General features: G+C 72.2%; 15 protein-coding genes, 1 tRNA gene and 2 pseudogenes. 11 read left to right on the top strand and 7 right to left on the bottom strand.

Translation table 11 applies throughout. The annotated features are described in order from the left end of the window. Window positions 1-14 precede the first annotated feature (14 nt). From ACZ4QV_RS17350 to ACZ4QV_RS17315, 8 genes and pseudogenes are all read left to right on the top strand, one after another. Window positions 15-857: pseudogene (locus tag ACZ4QV_RS17350) on the top strand (EboA domain-containing protein); the annotation flags it as partial. 388 nt (window positions 858-1,245) lie between these two features. After that, window positions 1,246-2,094 carry a TatD family hydrolase gene (locus tag ACZ4QV_RS17345; protein WP_467763079.1) on the top strand — a complete coding sequence of 283 codons (849 nt, stop codon included), beginning with the start codon at window positions 1,246-1,248 and terminating at the stop codon, window positions 2,092-2,094. Between the two features lie 13 nt (window positions 2,095-2,107). After that, the gene (gene eboE, locus ACZ4QV_RS17340) at window positions 2,108-3,451 is read left to right on the top strand and encodes a metabolite traffic protein EboE (protein ID WP_361636560.1); all 1,344 of its coding nucleotides are present in this window, start codon (window positions 2,108-2,110) and stop codon (window positions 3,449-3,451) included. Then, complete coding sequence (locus ACZ4QV_RS17335) at window positions 3,448-4,842, top strand: alkaline phosphatase family protein (RefSeq protein ID WP_361148461.1); 1,395 nt, start codon at window positions 3,448-3,450, stop codon at window positions 4,840-4,842. The genes eboE and ACZ4QV_RS17335 overlap by 4 nt, the downstream gene beginning before the upstream one ends. Before the next feature lie 108 nt (window positions 4,843-4,950). Then, complete coding sequence (locus ACZ4QV_RS17330) at window positions 4,951-6,036, top strand: sugar phosphate isomerase/epimerase family protein (protein WP_361636563.1); 1,086 nt, start codon at window positions 4,951-4,953, stop codon at window positions 6,034-6,036. 85 nt (window positions 6,037-6,121) lie between these two features. Further along, window positions 6,122-6,505: a chorismate mutase gene (locus tag ACZ4QV_RS17325; RefSeq protein ID WP_361148457.1), complete on the top strand. Its 384-nt coding sequence runs from the start codon at window positions 6,122-6,124 to the stop codon at window positions 6,503-6,505. Window positions 6,506-6,599: 94 nt separating this feature from the next. After that, window positions 6,600-7,178: a hypothetical protein gene (locus tag ACZ4QV_RS17320; RefSeq protein WP_361636567.1), complete on the top strand. Its 579-nt coding sequence runs from the start codon at window positions 6,600-6,602 to the stop codon at window positions 7,176-7,178. Window positions 7,179-7,321: 143 nt separating this feature from the next. After that, window positions 7,322-7,978 (top strand): PASTA domain-containing protein, encoded by a 657-nt coding sequence (locus tag ACZ4QV_RS17315; RefSeq protein WP_361148453.1) that lies wholly within the window; start codon window positions 7,322-7,324, stop codon window positions 7,976-7,978. Window positions 7,979-8,132: 154 nt separating this feature from the next. Here ACZ4QV_RS17315 and ACZ4QV_RS17310 read toward each other — a convergent pair whose 3' ends face one another. Then, window positions 8,133-8,729, bottom strand: a complete 597-nt coding sequence (locus tag ACZ4QV_RS17310; protein ID WP_361148812.1) for a class I SAM-dependent methyltransferase — start codon at window positions 8,727-8,729, stop codon at window positions 8,133-8,135. Window positions 8,730-8,779: 50 nt separating this feature from the next. Then, window positions 8,780-9,865, bottom strand: coding sequence for an NAD(P)/FAD-dependent oxidoreductase (locus tag ACZ4QV_RS17305; RefSeq protein ID WP_467763078.1), 1,086 nt, complete (start codon window positions 9,863-9,865; stop codon window positions 8,780-8,782). A 90-nt stretch (window positions 9,866-9,955) separates the two neighbouring features. On the opposite strand from ACZ4QV_RS17305, the gene ACZ4QV_RS17300 reads away from it, so the two are divergent. Further along, window positions 9,956-10,564 carry a helix-turn-helix domain-containing protein gene (locus tag ACZ4QV_RS17300; protein ID WP_361581631.1) on the top strand — a complete coding sequence of 203 codons (609 nt, stop codon included), beginning with the start codon at window positions 9,956-9,958 and terminating at the stop codon, window positions 10,562-10,564. Window positions 10,565-10,618: 54 nt separating this feature from the next. Here the strand turns inward: ACZ4QV_RS17300 and ACZ4QV_RS17295 are convergent, their stop codons facing one another. Genes ACZ4QV_RS17295 through ACZ4QV_RS17280 form a run of 4 tightly spaced genes read right to left on the bottom strand, consistent with a single transcriptional unit; the run spans window position 10,619 to window position 17,168 of the window. Then, on the bottom strand, window positions 10,619-11,983 hold the full coding sequence (locus ACZ4QV_RS17295) for an OFA family MFS transporter (RefSeq protein WP_361148447.1): 1,365 nt from the start codon (window positions 11,981-11,983) through the stop codon (window positions 10,619-10,621). 33 nt (window positions 11,984-12,016) lie between these two features. Next, the gene (locus ACZ4QV_RS17290) at window positions 12,017-14,179 is read right to left on the bottom strand and encodes an acetate--CoA ligase family protein (protein WP_467763077.1); all 2,163 of its coding nucleotides are present in this window, start codon (window positions 14,177-14,179) and stop codon (window positions 12,017-12,019) included. Continuing rightward, window positions 14,179-15,435 (bottom strand): formyl-CoA transferase, encoded by a 1,257-nt coding sequence (gene frc / locus ACZ4QV_RS17285; protein ID WP_361148810.1) that lies wholly within the window; start codon window positions 15,433-15,435, stop codon window positions 14,179-14,181. The genes ACZ4QV_RS17290 and frc overlap by 1 nt, the downstream gene beginning before the upstream one ends. 17 nt (window positions 15,436-15,452) lie before the next feature. Next, the gene (locus ACZ4QV_RS17280) at window positions 15,453-17,168 is read right to left on the bottom strand and encodes a thiamine pyrophosphate-binding protein (RefSeq protein WP_361148443.1); all 1,716 of its coding nucleotides are present in this window, start codon (window positions 17,166-17,168) and stop codon (window positions 15,453-15,455) included. A gap of 281 nt (window positions 17,169-17,449) precedes the next feature. On the opposite strand from ACZ4QV_RS17280, the gene ACZ4QV_RS17275 reads away from it, so the two are divergent. After that, window positions 17,450-17,534: transfer RNA gene (locus ACZ4QV_RS17275), tRNA-Leu, on the top strand. A 1,281-nt stretch (window positions 17,535-18,815) separates the two neighbouring features. Here ACZ4QV_RS17275 and ACZ4QV_RS17270 read toward each other — a convergent pair. Next, a pseudogene (locus tag ACZ4QV_RS17270) lies at window positions 18,816-18,908 on the bottom strand (ATP-binding cassette domain-containing protein); the annotation flags it as partial. 413 nt (window positions 18,909-19,321) lie between these two features. Here ACZ4QV_RS17270 and ACZ4QV_RS17265 point away from each other — a divergent pair. Beyond that, window positions 19,322-20,968, top strand: a complete 1,647-nt coding sequence (locus tag ACZ4QV_RS17265) for a zinc finger domain-containing protein (protein ID WP_467763076.1) — start codon at window positions 19,322-19,324, stop codon at window positions 20,966-20,968. The last annotated feature ends 178 nt before the right edge of the window (window positions 20,969-21,146 follow it).

Below are 21,146 nucleotides of genomic sequence, written 5' to 3'. Positions count from 1 at the left end.
CGCCGGAGGCATGGATGGCCCAGCTCCAGACGGCCCTGCGCGACCGGCTCGGCGGCGCCGCACGCGCCTGGCTCGACGAGGCGCTGGACGAAGCACACGCCGAAGCCCGAGCCACAGCCCGAGCCGCAGCCGAAGCCCGAGCCACAGCACGAGCCGGAGCCGAAGCTGAAGCCACAGCACGAGCCACGGCCGAAGCCGCAGCCGCAGCAGAAGCCCGGACCGCAGCACCAGCCGCGCCCGAAGTCCGGACCGCGGCACCAGCCGAAACCGCAGGCCCCCGGGCCCCGGCGAGCAGCAGCGGCCCCGCCCTCTCCTACACGGCATACGCCCCGCCCGTGTGGGAGATGCGCTTCGCCTCGGCGGGCCGGCACTGCACCCGTCGTGAGCCGCCGCACGCGCGGGACCGGGAAGCGGCCGAGGCCGCCCGCATCCTGCTCCTGCACACGGCCCACGCCGACACCCGTACCGTCACCCGGCTCTACGAGCACGGCACCGCCGCCGAACGCCGCGCCGTGCTCATGGCGCTGCCCCACCTGGACCTCGGCCCGAGCGCCCGGCCGCTCGTCGAGGACGCGCTGCGCACCGACGACACCCGGCTGGTCGCCGCCGCCGTGGGCCCGTACGCCGCCCGTCACCTCGACGCGCACACCTGGCGGCACGCCGTACTGAAGTGCCTGTTCACCGGCGTCCCGGTGACTGCCGTGGCCGGCCTGGCCGAACGTGCCCGCGGCGATACGGAGCTGGCCCACATGCTCACCGCGTACGCCCGGGAGCGCACTGCCGCGTACCGCCCCGTACCCGCCGACCTTCAGCGCGTCCTGGACCTCACCGCACCGTCCGCATCCACCGCCCCACACGCACCCCCTTTCCCGTCCGATCCCGACCTCGACCCTGATCCCGCACCCGCCTCCACGCCCGCGTCCCCTCCCGCCTCCACGCCCACGTCCCCTCCCGCCTCCACGCCCCCTCCCGCCTCCGCGCCCGCAGCCGCGCCCGCCACCGCTCCCGACCCCGCCTCCTCACCCGACGTCCCCCTGCGACCTCCCGTACCTCCCTTCCAGCACCGCACCGCGCCTGAGCCCGGCACCTGAGCCCCGCACCTGAGCCCCGCACCCGAGTCCGGCACCGGCGTCCCCGCACTTGTCCTCACCGGTGTGCCGAGCCCGGCCCCCGGCACGCGCACCGGCTCCACGTCCCCAGCCCCGTCCACCGGCCCCGCCTCCCCCGGCCCGCGAGGAGACCAAGATGCGCATCTTCGACCCGCACATCCACATGACCTCCCGCACCACGGACGACTACGAAGCCATGCACGCCGCGGGTGTCCGCGCCGTCGTCGAGCCCTCCTTCTGGCTGGGGCAGCCCCGCACCTCGCCCGCCAGTTTCTTCGACTACTTCGACTCCCTCCTCGGCTGGGAACCCTTCCGTGCCGCCCAGTACGGCATCGCCCACCACTGCACGCTCGCCCTCAACCCCAAGGAGGCGAACGACCCCCGCTGTACCCCCGTCCTCGAAGCCCTGCCCCGCTACCTCGTAAAAGACCCGGTCGTCGCCGTCGGCGAGATCGGCTACGACTCGATGACCCCCGCCGAGGACACCGCCCTCGCCGCCCAGCTCCAGCTCGCCGTGGACCACGGCCTGCCGTCCCTCGTCCACACCCCCCACCGCGACAAGGCGGCGGGCCTCAGGCGCACCCTCGACGTCCTGCGTGAATCCGACCTGCCCCCCGATCACGTCGTCCTGGACCATCTCAATGAGACAACGGTAGGGGAGGCCACTGACAGTGGCTGCTGGCTGGGCTTTTCCCTCTACCCGGACACCAAGATGGACCCCGACCGCATGGTGCGCATCCTGCGTCTGCACGGCACCGGCCGGGTACTGGTCAACTCCGCCGCCGACTGGGGCCGCAGCGATCCGCTGAAGACGCGGCGCGTCGGCGAGGCCATGCTGGCCGCCGGGTTCACCGAGGACGACGTGGACCAGGTGCTGTGGCGCAACCCCGTCGAGTTCTACGGGCTCAGCGGCCGGCTGGACCTCAGTACGCCGTCGCCGGGCGCCCTGCACGAGGGCAACTCCATCCTCCGCGGCGGGGAATGAGAGGGGGCGGGCCATGCGCTTCCGGCACCCCGACGGTTCGACCGTCCACCTCGCGTACTGCACCAATGTCCACCCGGCCGAGACCCTGGACGGGGTGATCGCCCAACTCCGTGATCACTGCGAGCCCGTACGCAAGCGGCTCGGCCGGGACCGCCTCGGTATCGGCCTGTGGCTGGCCCGCGACGCCGCCCGCGCGCTCGTCCACGATCCCGCCGCACTGCGCGGGCTGCGTCGTGAACTCGACCTCCGCGGCCTCGAAGTCGTCACCCTCAACGGTTTCCCGTACCGCGGCTTCGGCGACAGCCACGTCAAATACCGCGTCTACCGGCCCGACTGGACCGAGCCCGCGCGCCTGGACCACACGGCCGACCTCGCCCGGCTGCTGGCCGCGCTCCTCCCCGACGACATGACCGAGGGCACGATCTCCACCCTGCCCCTCGCCTGGCGCACCGACTTCGACGCGGTACGCGACGCCGCCACCCGGCGCGCCACCGTTCGCACCGCCCTGCACACCCTCGCCGGCCGGCTCGACGCCCTCGAAGAACTCACCGGCCGGTCCGTCCGTGTCGGCCTGGAGCCCGAGCCCGGCTGTCTCGTCGAAACCACCGCCGACGCCGTCGAGGCGCTGGGACACGGACGAAGCGAGCCGTCCGGGCCCGCCGAGCCACCAGGGCCCGCCGGCCCCGCCGGCCCCGCCGAGTCACCCAGCCCCGCCGGCCCCGCCGAGCCGTCCGGCCCTGCCAGGCTGCCCGGCCCCGCCGAGCCGTCCCGGCCCGCCGCGCCCCCCGCCCACCGCATCGGTGTCTGCGTCGACACCTGCCACCTCGCCACCTCCTTCGAGGACCCGCACACCGCCCTCGAAGCCCTCGGCCGGGCAAGCATCCCCGTCGTCAAGGCCCAACTGTCCGCCGCGCTGCACGCCGAACACCCCGACCGCCGGGATGTACGCGCCGCCTTGGGTGCCTTCGCCGAACCGCGCTTCCTCCACCAGACCCGCACCCGCACTTCCGACGGGCGGCTGCGCGCCACGGACGATCTCGACGAAGCCCTGGCGGGGGAGGCCGCCGGCGGCCTGCCGGACACGGCGCCGTGGCGCGCCCACTTCCACGTGCCGCTGCACGCCCCGCCCGAGCCGCCGCTCACCTCCACCCTCCCTGTCCTCCGGGACACGCTGGCCCTCCTCGTGGGCGGGTCCGTACCGCGCACCCGTCACCTCGAAGTCGAGACCTACACCTGGCAGGCCCTCCCGCCGGGCCTGCGCCCCCGCAGCAGAAGCCGCCTCGCCGACGGCATCGCGGCCGAACTCGCCCTCGCCCGCGACCTGCTGGCCGACCTCGGACTCAAGGAACTCCCATGAGCGCAGCACCGAACCGCCTGCTCGTCCTCGACGTCGTCGGCCTCACCCCCCGCCTCCTCGCCCACATGCCGCACCTCCAGGCGCTCGCGGACACCGGCGCGACCGCACCGCTGGACACCGTGCTGCCCGCCGTGACCTGTACGGTCCAGTCCACGTTCCTCACCGGCGCGACGCCCGCCCGGCACGGCGTCGTCGGCAACGGCTGGTACTTCCGGGACGTCGGCGAAGTCCACCTCTGGCGCCAGCACAACGCCCTCGTCGCAGGTGACAAGGTCTGGGACGCCGCCCGCCGCGAACACCCCGGCTACACGGTCGCCAACGTCTGCTGGTGGTACGCCATGGGCGCCGACACCGACTGGACCGTCACCCCGCGCCCCGTCTACTACGCCGACGGCCGCAAGGAACCCGACTGCTACACCCGGCCGCCGTCCCTCCACGACGAACTCACCAGCCGCTTCGGCACCTTTCCCCTCTTCACCTACTGGGGGCCCACCGCATCCCTCCCCTCCTCCCAGTGGATCGCCGACGCGACCCGCCACCTGCTGCACACCCGCCGTCCCGACCTCACCCTCTGCTACCTCCCGCACCTCGACTACGACCTGCAGCGGTACGGCCCGGACGACCCCCGCGCCGCCGTGGCCGCCGCCGCGCTCGACACCGTCATCGGTCCCCTCCTGTCCGACGCGCGCTCCGCGGGCGTCACGGTCGTCGCCCTGTCCGAATACGGCATCCGGCCCGTCCGGCGGTCCGTGGACGTCAACCGCGCCCTGCGCCGCTCCGGCCTGCTGGAGGTGCACACGCAGGACGGGATGGAATACCTGGACCCCACCGCTTCCCGGGCCTTCGCCGTCGCCGACCACCAGATCGCCCACGTCTACGTACGCCGTCCCGAAGACCTCGACGCGGCCCGCGCGGCCCTCACCGGACTGCCCGGCCTGGACCGGCTGCTCGACGACGAAGGCAAGAAGGCGTACGGCCTGGACCACCCCCGCTCCGGCGAACTCGTCGCCCTCGCCGAGCCCGACGCCTGGTTCACCTACTACTACTGGCTCGACGACGCCCGTGCACCCGACTTCGCGCGCCTCGTCGAGATCCACCGCAAACCCGGCTACGACCCGGCCGAACTCTTCATGGACCCCCGGGACCCGTACGTACGCCTGCGCGCGGCGACCGCCCTGGCCCGCAAGAAGGCAGGCCTCCGCTACCGGATGGCGGTCGTCCCGCTCGACCCCGAGCCCGTACGCGGCAGCCACGGCCTGCTCCCCGCGGCCGGAGCCGACCCCGCCGACGGCCCGCTCCTCATCTGCTCCGCACCCGACGCACCCCTGCACACCCCCTTCGCCGCCACCGACGTGAAGTCCCTGCTCCTTCATCTTGCCCGCACCCACTGACAACGCGCCCCCGGCCAGCCACCGACAACGCGCCCCGCCACCCACCGCCCACCCACCGACAACCCGCTTCGCCCACCCACCGGCCATTGATCGAGGAGCCCACCCACCATGCCGTTCCACCGACACAGCCACGACGACCCGCAGCAAGCCGCCCTCAGACGCACCCTCCACCGCCGCGGATTCCTCGGCGTCGCCGCCGGCGCCTCGGCGGCCGCACTCCTCACCACCGGATCGGCCCCCGCACGTGCCGCCCAGTCCGCCGCCCCGGCGACTCCCGCCCGGTACCCCCTCCACCGCCCCGTACTCCCGCCCGGCCGCCTCGGCATCCAGCTCTACACGCTCCGCGACCAGACCTCGTCCCTCGGTTTCGCCCGCGTCTTCGAGGAGCTGGCCCGGTACGGCTACGACGAGGTCGAGTTCGCCGGCTACACCCAGGGCTCCGCCGGCGCGATCACCCTGCGCCGGATCAGGCGGCTCCTCAGGGACAACGGCCTGCGCGGGATCGGCAGCCACGTCGGGTACGCCTCGGCAGACCCCACCGCGTACACGTTCGCCACCGCCCTGACCAGGGTCCTCGACGACGCGGAGGCCCTGGGCCTGCCGTACGTCGGCACCCCGTCCGGCCCCGACCGGTACGGCAACACCGTCGACGCCTGGAAACGTGCCGCCGCCGAATTCAACGCGTACGGCGCCGCCGCCCGGGCCCGCGGCATGCGTTTCTACCACCACAATCACGCCGAGGAATTCGCTTTCGCCACCGACGACCCACGCGTCCGTCTTTATGACGTCCTGCTCGCGGAGACCGACCCGCGGCTCGTCTTCTTCGAGATGGACATCTTCTGGGCCTATGTGGCGCAGTACCGTTTCTCCCGGCGTCCGGACGGCACCCCCGCCCCCTTCGAACCTCTCGACTACGTCCTGGCCGCGCCCGCCCGCTACCCCCTCTTCCACGTCAAGGACGGCGAGCACGACACCGCTACCCAGGACGGCTACCGCATGGTCGACGTCGGCGACGGCGACATCGACTACCGCCGCTTCCTCTCCGCGGTGGAACACCGCCGCGGCCGCCGCTCCGTCCACTGGATCGTCGAACGGGACGACGCCGTGGACCCGGCCGCCAACCCGGCGGGCTCCCTGTCGACCGCCCGCCGCTCCGCCCGCCATCTGCGGAGCCTGCGCGCACCGTGCGGTTAAGCCGTACGCCGGTGGCCGGGTAGTGTGCTCAGGATCAGCGCTACCCGACCGGGGCCACCGGTACGACCAGATTGGCGAGACGTACATGAGCGAGAGGACCGCACCACCGGCGGGCGACGCGACCTCCGTCGCCGACGAGGAGGCGCGGGAGCGCCTGCTCTACCTGCGCGGCAGCATCGACAACCTGGACGCCGCACTCGTGCACCTGCTCGCCGAGCGCTTCAAGTGCACCCAGCAGGTCGGTGAACTGAAGGCCCGCCACAACCTCCCGCCCGCCGACCCGGCCCGCGAGGCCACCCAGATCGCCCGCCTGCGCAGACTGGCCGAGGACGCCAAACTGGACCCGGCCTTCGCCGAGAAGTTCCTAAATTTCATCATCGGCGAGGTCGTACGCCACCACAAAGCCATCGCGGACCAGGAAGTCGGCCGGGAGGACGCCCCCGGCCGACGCGATGTGGCCATCGGCTGACGGTCCTCCCGACACGCTCAGGTCCGGCTGAGAGGGCGAGGGCCGCCGGTCCGGGGAACCCCCGCTGTCAGTGGCCGTCGTTATCGTCCTTGCCATGACCGCGGGAAACCGTCTGCTGGACCGGATCGAGCGCACCCCGGACGTCCGGGAACTGCTGCGCTCGTCCTTCGCCTTCGACACCGGGCGGCGGAACGGCGACGGCCTGCGCCTCGCCTCGGGCGCGCCGCTGGAGCCGATCGCCGGGGAGTTCGCAGGCGGGACGTACTTCCTGTGCCCTGAAACAGACGGCCGTCGGCCGGTGGTGTACGCGAACTCCGAGGGGCAAGGCGGTCTGATCGCCGACGACCTGGCGGATGCGCTGGAGATCATCGTCGGCCTCGACTGGAGGGACTGTCTCGGCTTCTCCGGCGGCGGTGACGCAGCCGTCATGCAGGTCTCCGCCCAGCACCTCGAACGGCAACTGGCCAGGGACGATCCGGAGATCGCCGAGGACCGTGCCCGGGTCGCGGAGGCTCTTTCGCTACGTGTCGTGCCGGTCACCGACCTCGTCGTCCGGCTGCACGAGGCCGCCTCGCGGACTGTGCCCGAGTACGTGGTGACCACCGAGGGCGGGGACGAGTACGGGCCGCTCTTCGGCGCACCCTCGGAACCGCGTCCCGGAGGGTGGGACTGAGCCACCGGCCGCGCCCGGCCCCGCGAACAGGTTTTCCCCCGGTTCCGCGTACAACCCTTGCCGGTGATCGGAGGTCTCCGTCTCCGTCACGGTCTGTTACGGCGTCGTCTCTGAACCGGCGTCCTTCCCGTACTGGGGGAACCATGCACCGCACCACCGTCTCCGCCGCTGCTCTCGCGGCGCTCTGTCTCGGGCTCACCGCCTGTCAGCCCGCGGGGAGCGCCGACGGCGGTGGGGGCTCGCCCACGAAGGCGGTGGCGGAGCCCAGTGTGGCCGCGGAGACCACACCAGGGCCCGCTCCGGCCCGGAAGGCCACGTTGCCCGATCTGGTGGGGAAGGGGTTGCAGAGCGCGCAGGACTCCGCCCAGGCGGCGGGATTCCGGGTGCTGCGCAGTCATGATGCGCTCGGCCGCGGACGGATGCAGGCGCTCGACCGGAACTGGAAGGTCTGTACGCAGACCCCGGGGCCAGGCCAGGCCGACACCGGCAGGACGGTGGACTTCGGCGCGGTGAAGCTGACGGAGTCCTGCCCCGAGACCGACGCCGGGTCCGGGGCCGCGGCGGACGCGTCCGCCGCGGCCGGATCAGCCATGCCGGACTTCCGGGACAAGTCGGTGAAGGTGGCCCGGCGCGCTCTCGACGCCGGTACCGGCATCACGGTCAAGGACGCGTCGGGCCGCGGGCGGATGGTGCTCGTGGAGTCCAACTGGAAGGTGTGCCGACAGAGCCCGGCAGCGGGCACGAAGCTGGAGGGGCAGCCGGTGACGCTGGAGGCGGTGAAGTTCCAGGAGGACTGTTGAGGCTGGATGGGCCTGTTGAGATCCGCTGAGTCTACTGAGCCGGCTTAGTCCGCTGAGCCGGTTGAGCCTGCCGAGCCCACTGGGTCGGCTGAACCTGCCGAGTCGGCTGGTTCGGCTCAGCCTGCTGAGTATGCCGAGTCGGCCGAAGTCCGGTTCAGCGCGGGCGCCGGGCTCGCAGGACGGTGTCGTGAGTGTGGGGGGTGCCGGCGGGCGCGGGAACCGTCCGGGGGCGGGTTTCGTTGATCTGTACGGTCCAGTCGGGGTCGAGGAGCCGGGCGACGTCCGCGGGCCGGTAGTAGTCGGCCGGATCGAAGTCGGGCTGTGCGGGCAGGCCGGTCATGTCGTGGCCGACGAAGAGCAGGGTGCCGCCGGGGGCGACGGCGGCCAGCAGCCCGCGCAGCGCGGTGTGCTCCGGCTCGCGCACGAGCGGGAAGTACTGGACGGACACCAGGTCGAACGCGTCGGCCGGGGGCGGCGTGACGGCCAGGTCGGCCCGTGCCCAGGCGACGCGGTCGGCGACGTCCGCGGTCGCCTCGGCGGCGCGCCGCAGGGCGACCTCGGAGATGTCCACCCCGGTGACCTGCCAGCCTTGCCGGGCGAGCCACCGGGCGTCGGCGCCTTCACCGCACCCGACGTCGAGTGCCTGCCCCGGCGGGCAGCCGGTGATCTCGGTGACGAGCACACCGTTGGGCGATCCGCTGAAGAGCTGGTCGCGGCTGCTGTACCGGTCGTCCCAGAACTGGGCGTCCATGATGTTCTCCTGCATGTGTTTCTCCTGGGGGAGAGGAAGAGGGGTCGGGGTCACAGGCCGTGGCGTCGGTCGCCGGCCACCAGCTCGCAGACGCGGGTCTCCGACGCGACGGAGAACGGGTCCTTACGGGACCGCACCGCGCGGCGGGTGTCCTCGGCGACGAGGTCGGCGTTGATCGCTCCCGCCGCGGCCGAGCCGGAGGCGGCGGCCGCGAGGACGTTCGCGGTGAGGTCGGCGGCGTTGCCCGCGGCCCATACGCTCGGCACGGACGTCAGTCCGGCCGGACCGGCGGCGAGGTACGAGCCCATGCCGCTCGGGTGCTCGGTGGGGGCCAGCCCGAGGGAGTCCAGGAACGCGGCCGCAGCGGCGCCCGGGACGGCGCGGGGCGCCACGGTCAGCGCCCGGAGCGGGAACAGCTCGCCGGTGTCCAGGTGGACCCCGCTGAGACGGTCGTCGGTGATCTCCAGGCCGGTCACCTCGCCGGGGACGACCGCGATGCCGCGCGCCGCCAACTGCTCGGACTCCTCGTCCGTAGGGCGGGGGCCGGTGTGCAGCAGGAGGGTGAGCCGGTCGGTCCACTGGCGGAACAGCAGGGCCTGGTGCACGCTCATCGGGCCGGTGGCCAGGACACCGATCGGCTCGTCGCGTACCTCCCAGCCGTGGCAGTACGGGCAGTGCAGCACATCCCGACCCCACCGCCGGGCGAGGCCGGGGACGTCGGGCAGTTCGTCGGTGAACCCGGTGGCCACCAGCAGCCGCCGCGCCCGTACGGTACGCCCCGCCTCGTCGGTGACCGCGAACAGACCGCCGTCCCGTACCGCCGACCGCACCCGGCCGGTGCGCACCTCGACCCCGTAACCGGCCACTTCCCGCCGCCCCGCCGCCAGCAGATCGCCGGGCGGCGCGCCGTCGCGGGAGAGGAAGCCGTGCATGTGCGCCGCCGGCGCGTTGCGGGGCTCACCGGCGTCGATCACCAGGACGGACCGCCGGGCGCGGCCCAGCATGAGCGCCGCGCTCAGGCCCGCTGGACCGCCTCCGACGATCACCACGTCGTACCAATCGCCGTGGCCCGTCCGGGCTTCGCGGGCTTCTCGGGCTTCGCGGGTTTCCCGGGTATCTAGGGTTTCTCGGGTCATCGTGACCACCTCCGCCCCCAACCTGCGCCCTCTCCCACCGGGCTGACAAAGTTCTTTGCGGAAACCGCAAAACAGGGGCACGATGGAGCGGTGGGCAGCGAGCGGGCAGGCGACGACTTCGATGCCGTGCTGGCCGCGGTCGGGCCGCGGCTGCGCGAGGTACGGCGCCGCCACGGAGCCACGCTGACGGCCGTGTCGGAGACCACCGGCATCCCGGTCAGCACCCTGTCCCGGCTGGAGTCCGGGCACCGCAAGCCGGGTCTGGAACTGCTGCTGCCGTTGGCCAAGGCTTACCGGATGCCGCTCGACGAGCTGATCGCCGTCCCGGCCGCCCTCGACCCGCGGGTGCACCCGCAGCCGTTCACCCGCAACGGCATGACCGTCGTCCCGCTGAGCCGCAACCCCGGCGGCCTCCAGGCGTTCAAGCAGTTGCTTCCCGCGGGCCCGGCCGACCTGGAGCCCGACCCGCGTTCGCACGAGGGCTACCACTGGCTGTACGTCCTCAGCGGACGGCTGCGCATCGTCCTCGGCGCTCAGGATCTCGTCCTGACCAGCGGCGAGGTCGCCGAGTTCGACACCCACCTGCCGCACTGGTTCGGCAACGCCGACGCGCGGCCGGTGGAGTTCCTCAGCATCCTCGGTCCCCAGGGCGAGCGCTTCCACGTCAAGGCCCGCTACCGGCCCACCGATTCCCGGTAGGCCGGAGCGGGCCCGGCACGTCCGCCCGCACCCGGAGCGGGCCGAACCCGGCCCTCACCCCGGACCGGCCGGCCCTCCCTTCCCCGCCGGCCGCCGCAGCAGCAGGGACAGGCCCGCTGCCAGCAGGCCCACGCATCCGGCAATCGCGTACGCCCCCTCGTAGCCCCACGCCGCCACGACCGCCGCGCCGATGCCGCCGCCCAGGAGGCCGGAGACCAGTTTCGAGCTGTAGACGAGGCCGTAGTTCGACGCGTTGTTGTTCTCGCCGAAGTAGTCGGGGACGAGGGCGGCGAAGAGCGGGAAGAACGCGCCGCCGCCGAAGCCGGACAGGAAGGCGAAGACGAGGAACAGGGGCTGGTTGGCGCTCTCCCCGGCCCACAGGACACCGAACTGGGCCAGGCCGAGGACCAGGCACACGTACGTCAGGGTCACCCGCCGCCCCAGCCGGTCCGAGAGCCAGCCGACCACGCCCCGGCCCGTCCCGTTGACGACCGACATGATGCCCATGGAGGACGCCGCGACCAGCGGCCCGAACCCGGCGTCCTTGGCGTACGGCACCTGGAAGGAGATGCCGAAGATCGAGACGCCGGCGGTGCACAGCAGGCAGACCCACATCAGGGGCAGCATGCCCGTACGGACGGCCTCGCGCGGGGTGAACTGGGCCGCCGCGGGCGGGTTCTTGCGCAGCGCGGCGGAGGTACGGGCGTCGCGCGGTACGGCCAGCGGGTCGACGTGGGCGGGCCACCAGTTCTTCGGCGGGTCCTTGAAGAACAGGCCCGCCACGGCGGTCAGCAGCAGCACGTACAGGCCGACCAGGTCGAGGACGGTCCGGTAGTTGTCGGCGTCGAAGCCGTAGGAGAACAGGAAGATGAACGGCACGGCGCCGTACGCGAAGCCGCCGTTGACGAACCCGGTCTTGCCGCCGCGCCGTTCCGGATACCACTTGCCGACCGTGTTGATGCAGGTCGCGTAGACCAGCCCGGCGCCGGTGCCGCCCAGCACGCCGAACCCGGCGATCGCCCACCAGACGTCCGCGGCGTGGCTCAGGCTCAGAAAGCCCGCCAGGGACAGTACGGACCCGCAGAGCATCGCGGCCCGGCTGGTGAGCAGGCCCTTCTCCCGCAGTCTGCCCGCGGGGAAGGCCACCGCCGCCTGGAAGAAGACCCAGACGCTCAGCACCCAGAACGTGTCCGTGTGCGTCCAGTGGTGCGCCGCGGAGAGGGTGGTCTCGGCGGCTCCGAAGGCGTACTCGAAGATGCTGATGCCGAGCATCGCCGCCCAGGGCAGCAGCACCATGGTCCACCGGGGGTGACCGAGCAACTGCCGGTCGGTCTCGCCCAGGCGGTAGACCCGCCCGTGTGTGTCGCGGACCTCGGTGACCGTGGTGCGGTCCGCGCTCCTGACGTCCTGAGTGGTCACCTCACATCGCCTCCCGTCGCGCAGCCGTCCGGATCACAGCAGGCCGGCGGCGCGTGCCCACCGGTATTTCGCGCCGAGCGCCGCCACCGGCTTCTCGGTCGTGTACGGGTACGCCACCACGCCCCGCGCGAAGAGGTACGCGCCCGCCTCCGCCACCTCGGTGTCCCCGGCCAGCGACGCCACCACCGGCTTCTCGACACCGGCTGCCCGGAACTCGGCCACCACGCGCGCCGTCAGCTCCGCGAACACCATCGGCGGGGTGACGAGGGTGTGCCAGTAGCCGAGGACCAGGGCGTGGACCCGGGGGTCGCGCAGGGCGAGCCGGATGGCGGCCTCGTACGTGGCGGGCGGTTCGCCGCCCGTGATGTCCACGGGGTTGCCGGACGCCCCGAAGGGCGGGATGAGCTGCCGGAAGGCGGCGTCCAGGTCGTCCGGGACGGTCATCAGGCGCAGCCCGTGATCGACGGCCGCGTCCGAGAGCAGGACGCCGGAGCCGCCCGCCCCGGTGACGATCAGGACGTTCTCGCCCTGCGGTGTGGGCAGCACCGGCAGCGCCCGCGCGTACTCCAGCATCTCGTCGAGTCCCGGCGCCCGGATGACGCCGGCCTGCCGCAGGATGGCGTCGTAGACCGCGTCGTCACCGGCCAGCGCGCCGGTGTGCGACCCGGCGGCCTTGGCGCCCGCACCGGTCCGCCCCGCCTTCAGCACCACGACGGGCTTCTCGCGTACGGTCTTCCGCGCGGCCGCCACGAACGCGCGGCCGTCCTTCAGGTCCTCCAGATGCATCGCGATGCTCCGGGTGTGCGGGTCGTGGGCGAAGTACGTGAGGAGGTCGTCCTCGTCCACGTCCGCCTTGTTGCCGAGGCCGACGATGGCCGAGACGCCCGTCCCGGTGGCGCGCGCGAAGCCCAGGACGGCCATGCCGATGCCGCCGGACTGCGAGGTCAGCGCGACCGGGCCGGTGACGTCGTACGGGGTGCAGAACGTGGCGCACAGGCGGTGCCAGGGGGAGTAGTAGCCGTAGATGTTCGGGCCGAGCAGCCTGGTCCCGTACTTCTCGGCGATGGCCACCAGCCGTTCCTGGAGGGCGTGTTCGCCGGTCTCGGTGAAGCCGGAGGGGATCAGTACGGCGTTCGGGATGCCCTTGCGCCCCACTTCCTCCAGGGCCGCGGGCACCAGGCGCGCCGGAACGGCGAAGACCGCCACGTCGGCGCCGTCCGGTACGTCCGCGACCGACCGGTACGCGGTACGGCCGAGGATGGTCCCGCCCTTCGGGTTCACCGGGTGGACCGCGCCGTCGAAGCCGCCGTCGAGCAGGTTGCGCAGTACCGCGTGCCCGATCTTTCCCGGCTCCGCGGAGGCACCGACGACGACCACCGAGCGCGGCCGCATCAGCCGCTCCATCGAGGCGAGGATCTCCTCCTCGGAGTACCGGCGGCGCTCCGGGGGCGGCCCGTCGCCGAGCACGATCCGTACGTCGGCGGCCAGCACGCCGTCCGGGGAGGCGAACACCGGGTTCAGATCGATCTCGGCCACTTCGGGATGGTCGGCGGCCAGCCGGGACACCCGGACGATCAGGTCCGCCAGCGCCGCGCGGTCCACGGCGGGCCCGCCGCGTACGCCGCGCAGCACCTCGGCCGCGCGGATGCCGTCCAGCATGGACTCCGCATCCGCCGTGGAGGCCGGCGCGAGACGGAAGGTGACGTCCTTGAGCGTCTCCACCAGCACTCCGCCGAGTCCGAAGGCGACGACCTTCCCGAAGGTCGGGTCGGTCACCGCGCCGACCAGCACCTCCAGCCCGCCCTCCGGCGCCATCCGCTGCACCAGTACGCCCTCGACGCGGGCTTCCGGGGCGTACGCGGCGGCGTTCCGCACGATCGTCGGGAACGCTTCGCGCACCTCGGCGGCCGAGGAGAGCCCCACCCGTACGCCGCCCGCGTCCGTCTTGTGGGAGATGTCCGGTGAGACGATCTTCAGGGCGACCGGCCCGCCGATGCGGGCGGCGAGCGCCACCGCCTCGTCCGCCGTCTCCGCCAGCCCTTCCGCCGGGGTGGGAATCCCGTACGCGTCCGCGAGCAGCCTGCCCTCGGGAGCCGTCAGCGTCGTACGCCCGGCCGCCCGCGCGGCCCGCAACACCGATGCCACGTCCACCGTCGCCGCGTCCACCGCTGCCGCATCCGTCTGTCGGTCCGCCATCAGATGACTCCGTCCGCTGCCAGCCGCCGCAGTTCCTCGTCGTCGAGCCCGAGCTCGCCGCCGTACACCTCGTCGTTGTGCTCACCGAGCAGCGGTGAACGGTCGATCTCCACGGGGGAGTCGGACAGCTTCAGCGGCGATCCGACCGTGGTGAACGTGCCGCGCCGCGGATGCCGGACCCGGACGATCATCCCGTCGGCGGCCAGCGACGCGTCCCGCACGATCTCCTTCGTGGAGAGCACCGGACCGCAGGGGATGTCGTGCGCGGTCAGCCGCTCCAGCACCTCCCACTTGGGCAGCGTGGCGCTCCACTCCTCGACCAGTTGGAAGACCTTCGCCAGCTTGGGCAGCCGGGCGGCCGGCGTCGACCACTCCGGGTCGTGGGCCAGTTCAGGCCGTCCGATGAGCCGGGAGAGCGGTTCCCAGCCGGCCGGCTGCACGATGACGTACACATAGTCGTTGGGGCCGCCGGGCGCGCACCTGACCGCCCAGCCGGGCTGCCCGCCGCCGCTCGCGTTGCCGCTGCGCGGCACCTCGTCCCCGGAGGTGTCGTCCGGGTACTCCGGCAGCGGACCGTGCTCCAGCCGCTGCTGGTCGCGGATCTTGACCCGGCACAGGTTGAGCACCGCGTGCTGCATCGCGACCTGCACCCGCTGCCCGCGTCCGGTGTGCTCGCGCTGGTAGAGCGCGGCGAGGATGCCGGCGACGCAGTGCACGCCGGTGCCCGAGTCGCCGATCTGCGCGCCGGTCGCCAGCGGCGGCCCGTCCGCGAAGCCGGTGGTCGCCATCGACCCGCCCATGGCCTGCGCGACGACCTCGTACGCCTTGAACCGGGTGTACGGGCCGTCGCCGAAGCCCTTGATCGAGGCGTACACGAGCCGCGGATTGATCTCCCGGACACGCTCCCAGGGAAAGCCCATCCGGTCCACGGCGCCCGGCCCGAAGTTCTCCACCAGTACGTCCGAGCGGCGGATCAGCTCGGTCAGCAGCTCCTTGCCGCGGTCGGTCTTGGTGTTGAGGGTGATACTGCGCTTGTTGCAGTTGAGCATCGTGAAGTACAGGGAATCCACGTCCGGTATGTCGCGGAGCTGGCCCCGGGTGACGTCGCCGGTGACCGCCTCCAGCTTGACGACGTCCGCGCCGAGCCAGGCGAGCAGTTGCGTGGCGGACGGACCCGACTGCACATGCGTCATGTCCAGCACCCGCACACCACTGAGCGCCTTCCCGCCGGTCTCCTGAGCTGTGGCTGTGCTCATCAGCGGCTCCTCGCTGCTCACTTGTACATGGTCTGGTTGACGGTGCCGGGGGCGTACGCGTCCGGGTCGATCCAGACGTTGACCAGCGACGGCTTGCCGGACTGCCGGGCGCGTTCCAGGGCCGGCCGGATCTGCGCCGGGTCGCGGACCTCCTCGCCGTGCCCGCCGAGCATCCGCGCGAACGCGTCGTACGGCACGTCGCCCAGCGTGTTGCCGAGCCGCTCGCGCGCCGCGCCGTACTTGGCGCGCTGGCCGTAACGGATCTGGTTCATCGACGAGTTGTTGCCGACGATCCCCACGAACGGCAGGCCGAAGCGGACCAGCGTCTCGAAGTCCCAGCCGGTCAGTGAGAACGCGCCGTCCCCGAAGAGCGCCACGACCTCCGTCTCCGGCCGCGCCTTCTTCGCCGCCAGCACGAACGGCACACCGACGCCGAGCGTCCCCAGCGGCCCCGGGTCCATCCAGCGGCCCGGCGCCTTCGGCTGCACCACCTGACCGGAGAAGGTGACGATGTCGCCGCCGTCCCCGATGTAGAGCGAGTCCTCGGTCAGGAACTCGTTGATCTCGCTGACCAGGCGGTACGGGTGGATGGGCGCCGCGTCCGAGCGGAGCAGCGGCAGCCGCTTGGCCGCCGCGGCCTCCTCGACGGCCCGCAGCTCCTCGATCCACTCCTTGCGCCGCCCGGCGCCCGCGCCCGCGTCCACGCGGCCCGAAGCGGCCTGCGCGGCGGCGGCCAGGACCAGCCCCGCGTCGCCCACGATGCCCAGGTCGACGTCCCGGTTCTTGCCGACGGTGCGGTAGTCCAGATCGATCTGCACGACGCGCGCGGTGGGGGACAGCCGCTTCCCGTACCCCATCCGGAAGTCGAAGGGGGTGCCGACGATCACGATCAGGTCGGCGCGGGCGAAGGCGTGGCGGCGGGAGAGGTGGAAGTGGTGCGGGTCGCCGGGCGGCAATGTGCCGCGGCCCGCGCCGTTCAGGTACGCGGGGACGTTCAGGGCCCGTACGAGATCGACCGCCGCGTCCGTACCGCGCGTCGTCCACACCTGGCTCCCGTACAGGATCGCCGGCCTCTCGGAGCGTACGAGCAGGTCGGCCAGCTTCTCGACGGCCTCCGGATCACCCGCCGAACGGGTCGAGGCGCGGTAGTGCCCGGCCCGGGGCGTCCGCGCCGTGTCCCGCGGCACCTTCGCGTCCAGCACGTCCCGGGGTATCTCCAGGAAGGCGGGCCCGGGCGCGCCGTGGAAGCACTCGCGGAACGCCATCGAGACCATGTCGGCCACCCGCGCCGTGTCCGGCACGGTGGCCGCGAACTTCGTGATCGGCGTCATCATCTCGACGTGCGGCAGGTCCTGGAGCGACCCCATCTTGTGCTGGCCGCGCGCGCCCTGGCCGCCGATCAGCAGCATCGGCGACTCGGCACGCAAGGCGTTGGCCACACCGGTCACGGCGTCCGTCGTGCCGGGGCCCGCGGTGACGACGGCGCACCCCGGCCGCCCGGTGATCCGGGCGTGGGCGTCCGCCGCATGCGCGGCGACCTGCTCGTGCCGTACGTCGACCACCTCGATGCCCTCGTCGGCACAGCCGTCGTAGATGTCGATGATGTGGCCGCCGCAGAGGGTGTAGACGACGTCCACCCCCTCCGCCTTGAGCGCTTTGGCGACGAGGTGACCGCCGGAGACGAGGTCCTGGCGGGCGGGGTCCGGGGCGAGGTCGTGGGCTTCGTCGGGCATGGGGGCATCGCTTCCCTTCGGGGGCACGGGCTTGGGCTTGGGCTCGGGCTTCGGCTTCCGGCAGATCGCATACAGTCGACGAATACTGTATGGAGCCTGTATCCCGCATCGAGCCGCCGCTGTCCAGAGCCGACCACACCGTTCCAGCCACTGGGTCGAGGCCCGGGATGCCCCATAACCTCCGGTTATGGCCTCGGCGGATACGCAGGTGAAACCCACTCCAAAACCTTGGTATTGTTGTCCATGTCGCCGCGGGGAACACCCCGCGAAGACCACACCTGGTCCGGGTGGCGGAATGGCAGACGCGCTAGCTTGAGGTGCTAGTGCCCTTTATCGGGCGTGGGGGTTCAAGTCCCCCCTCGGACACAGAGGTCAACCGACCCAATGAGGCCGGTCGGCCCGACGTTTTGTCGGGTCGACCGGCCTTTTTGCTGTTGTCGGGTATGAGGCAGCCCCTTGCCCGTTGGCAGGGGGCTGTCGGGCGTTTTTGCTGGTCAGGTCAGGTGAGGTCAGGGGTGGGGGAGGTGCCTGGGGGCAGTGATGGGGGTTTTGCGTGGGGTGGGGCGGGTGCGGCTGCGTTCAACGGCTTCTTGGTCTTCGGCGTAGCCGTTGATGTGCTCGGCGCATATCCACCCTCGTCTTCGCCTGTCTGCATGACTCACATGGGCCGCCGGGACCGGTGAGTTCGGCAGTCCGGCGCAGTGCCGACGGAGGGTCTTCGGACGTCTGGCACGGCCGTCGGCGGGTGGGGACGAGCCGACGGTGCAAGTAGCGGCGTCTGCGGCCTGGTGCGAGCCGGTGCGGGTGAGGACCAGTGGCCAGTGGGAGGGGGCGGGGTGAGCATGCCGTCGACGCCCTTGTCGTCCATCGCGGCGAAGACCAGCACAGGCGGGACTGCGTGACCGTCCGCGTGAGCATGGCGAAGGATCTCCGAGGCGACGGTCGCGACCCCCTGCGGGTTGGTGGCGCCCTCCAGGAGGGCGCGGCCCGTCCAGTCGTTCCACCGGGCCTGGGGGCAGTTCCAGGCGGCCGGGCCAGAATATTGCCGCCAGCCGTCTGCTGGGCGCCGGACAGCGGGCAGGGCAGATCCCGGTGCACGGAGCGGGGGGGAGTGATGTCGGCCAGCGTCCCCGGGCCGCGGTTGCCGTTGCGGCCGACGGAACGGGCGGAGTAGTGGATCTCCTGGTCCATGCGCCACTAGGACAGTCCCGTCCGCTCTTCGAGTACATGCCTCGCAGCGGTGGCCGCTTCGGGGCCAGCCGGCCGAGGACGACATGGTCCCCGGCCTGGGTGGCTGTGACTTCGGCCCGGACGATCTTGGTCAGGGAATCACCGAGCAGCCCCTGTCATTTGGTTACTTCCAGTGCTTCTCGCACGGTTCCTGTCCGGGGCAGGATTTGCTGCCAAGGGCCTCGGTGCAGGGCCGTAGAGCGGACTGGCCGGGTCCTCGTCTGCCATGGCCGCCGCAGGTCCGGCCCGCCTGGGTCCTACTGCCTCTCCCTCCGGAAACGAGGTCGGCCGATTCTTGCCTCGCGATGCGAGACGTCCTGCATTGCAGACGATCCGGGCCGGGTACCCGCGGGACCAGCCAGCGGCCGGCTGCGGTCTTCGTAATGCGTTCGCGGCCGGGCGGCGACCGAGACGCCACAGATTTCCGGTGGGTTCGTCCGCGAAAATGACTTCCGGCTGGTTCAGCAGCGCACGGGTACAGGCCTGTCGCTGCTGCTGACCGCCGGACAGTCAAGGACGGAACGAGCAGGCGAGAGCGTACGGGGGCGAGCCGCACCGGGGAAGCCGAGGCGAGGCGCGGCGGGCGTACGACACCGACCAAGGCGCCGCTGGTACAGGCCACAACCCGAACGGCGCGGACGCCGTCACGGCAGCGCTGAAGGCCGCCGGCACGGCCCGGGAACGCACTGCCGAGTACTGTCGGCGACGCGGTTGGAGCAGCTGCGCGGACAGGCCGCTGAGCTCTGCTGCGAGGAATCCGCCACCACCACTCCCGCATGCTCCGCTGCCTCGGACCAACTGGGCGGCTGCGCGTGTGGTGCCTGGCACGGGTCTGGTCGGTCCGGATGAAGCTGCTCGGCCAGCCTGTGACGGGGAGCCTGAACGCGGCGCCGCCTGTGGCGGGTTGGATATGAACATCAGCCGTGCGGGCAGCGTCGGTGATGACACGATGGGCTGGCTGGGGCTGGGGCTGGGGCTGGGGCAGGAGGCGGGGGCTCGTGCGAGATGACCGAAGGCAGATTCAGACGGCAGTACTGGGGTCGGTGGATTCCCAGGAACCTCTTGCCCTGCCGCTGGAGGCGATCGAGTTGGACGCGTTCCGCAAGCGGTATCAGGGACAGAGCTTCTGGTGCGGAACCTGGCTGGGCGGCTGCGGCCGGCAGCTGACGACGAAGCTGTACGTGGACCGCGTGTGCCACTTCGCCCATCATCCTGACCCGGACAGCACACGGTCGCCGTGCGCACGCCGCGCCCGCGACGTGACCAGCGCCGACCATCTCTATGTCAGAGCCGCTGCCGAAAGTCTGCTGCGCACCCAGGGCTTGCCGGGCGAGGTGACGTGCTCTCCGCCAAGGCCGGGCCAGGCCACGGCCGGCTCCGTGGTGCGAGTGCAGCTCGAAGACGGCTCCGGACTGACCATCCACATGAGTCCGGCTGTCCCGCCCGACTGGGACGATCCGCAGGCCGCCGCCCGGACCGTGGTCGAAGCCGGAGTACTGCTGGACCGGGCAGCCCTGCAGCGTCTGCGCTACGTGCATCGCATCCGCTGCGACAGCCAGGGCACGAGCCGCCGCGTCCAGATCGGCACCGAGACCGCCCGCGGCACCCAATGGTTCAGCACCGAACAGTGCTCCCTGAGCTCTGCCGGCCTGATGACCCCCGCGCTGACCGACTTGCCAGACCGGCCCATCGCCCGCCCGCCGTCGCGGAGTCAAGACCGACCACAAGGCCGGCCCGCCCGGATCTCCGAGGAGATCCGCCACCTTCTGCTGCGCCTGGCCACCGCCCGCCGAGGCCGCGACATCGCCCTCACCCGCAGACTGATCAAGGAATGCGACGGCGTGCTGAGCCGCAGAGCCGCAGCGCCGACCGTGCTGAAGGAGGCCCGCGACTCAGCCGAGCGGTGGCTGTCGGGGCACAGCAAGGAGGTCGTCGCACAAGGCCGTCCCAAAGGCCGGGTCGTCGTCCTGACCGGCAAGACCGCGGCGCAGGAGAAGAAGAAGCGGGAGCACGAAGCACAGCAGGCTGCACTCCAGCGCCAGGAATACCTGCTGGAGCTGGCCCCAGCCCTTGAACAAGAGCGCTTCGGAGACGCGCGTGCTCTGCTCAGGGCAATCTCCCAGTTGCCGGACACTCGCATGCCGCTGACGCGGGCGCAGGTCGACCTGCTGCGAGGGGCCAGGGAGCGTGTGTACGGCCAGAAGCTGGGCGCGTTCCACGACCAGGTCGCGCGCCGGAAGTGGCTTGCGCGGCACTGTCCGGCGTGCCGGGCCAGGGCGGGCAAGGAGTGCTTCGACGACCTGCCGGAAGGGCAACGGCTGCGGCGCTTCGGCGGCCATGCCGAACGACTGCGCCTGGTCATCGAGGACCGGGAAAAGGAAGCGGCCCGCAAACGGGCACGAGGCGGCGGGAAGCAGCCCGCACACAGCCGTGGCACCACGGCCGAGGACCTGGCCCACAGCGTCGCTCGCGTCCCCTGCCCGACCTGCAATGCCGGGGCGGGCAAGCCCTGCACGGTACCAGGCAGCCACCCGGCCAGGCTTCGACGCCTTCAGCAGCAGCGGCCGTGAAGACCGAAACCAGCGACCTCGGGTGACGGCCGGGACCTACAGGGTGCGTGGTGCGTCAGCCGGGAACGATCCGCCGGCCGGTGCGGTGCGTCGGTGCGATGCTCGTGCCTGTGGCCGAGGGGGTTCGCATGCAGGGCCGCGGCCGTCCGCATCGGGGAGTAGCGGGAAACGCCCCGGC

The organism is Streptomyces sp. NPDC026394, assembly GCF_055567735.1.
Note: the sequence above shows the minus strand (reverse complement) of the source record. Positions and strands in the feature narration are given on the sequence as shown.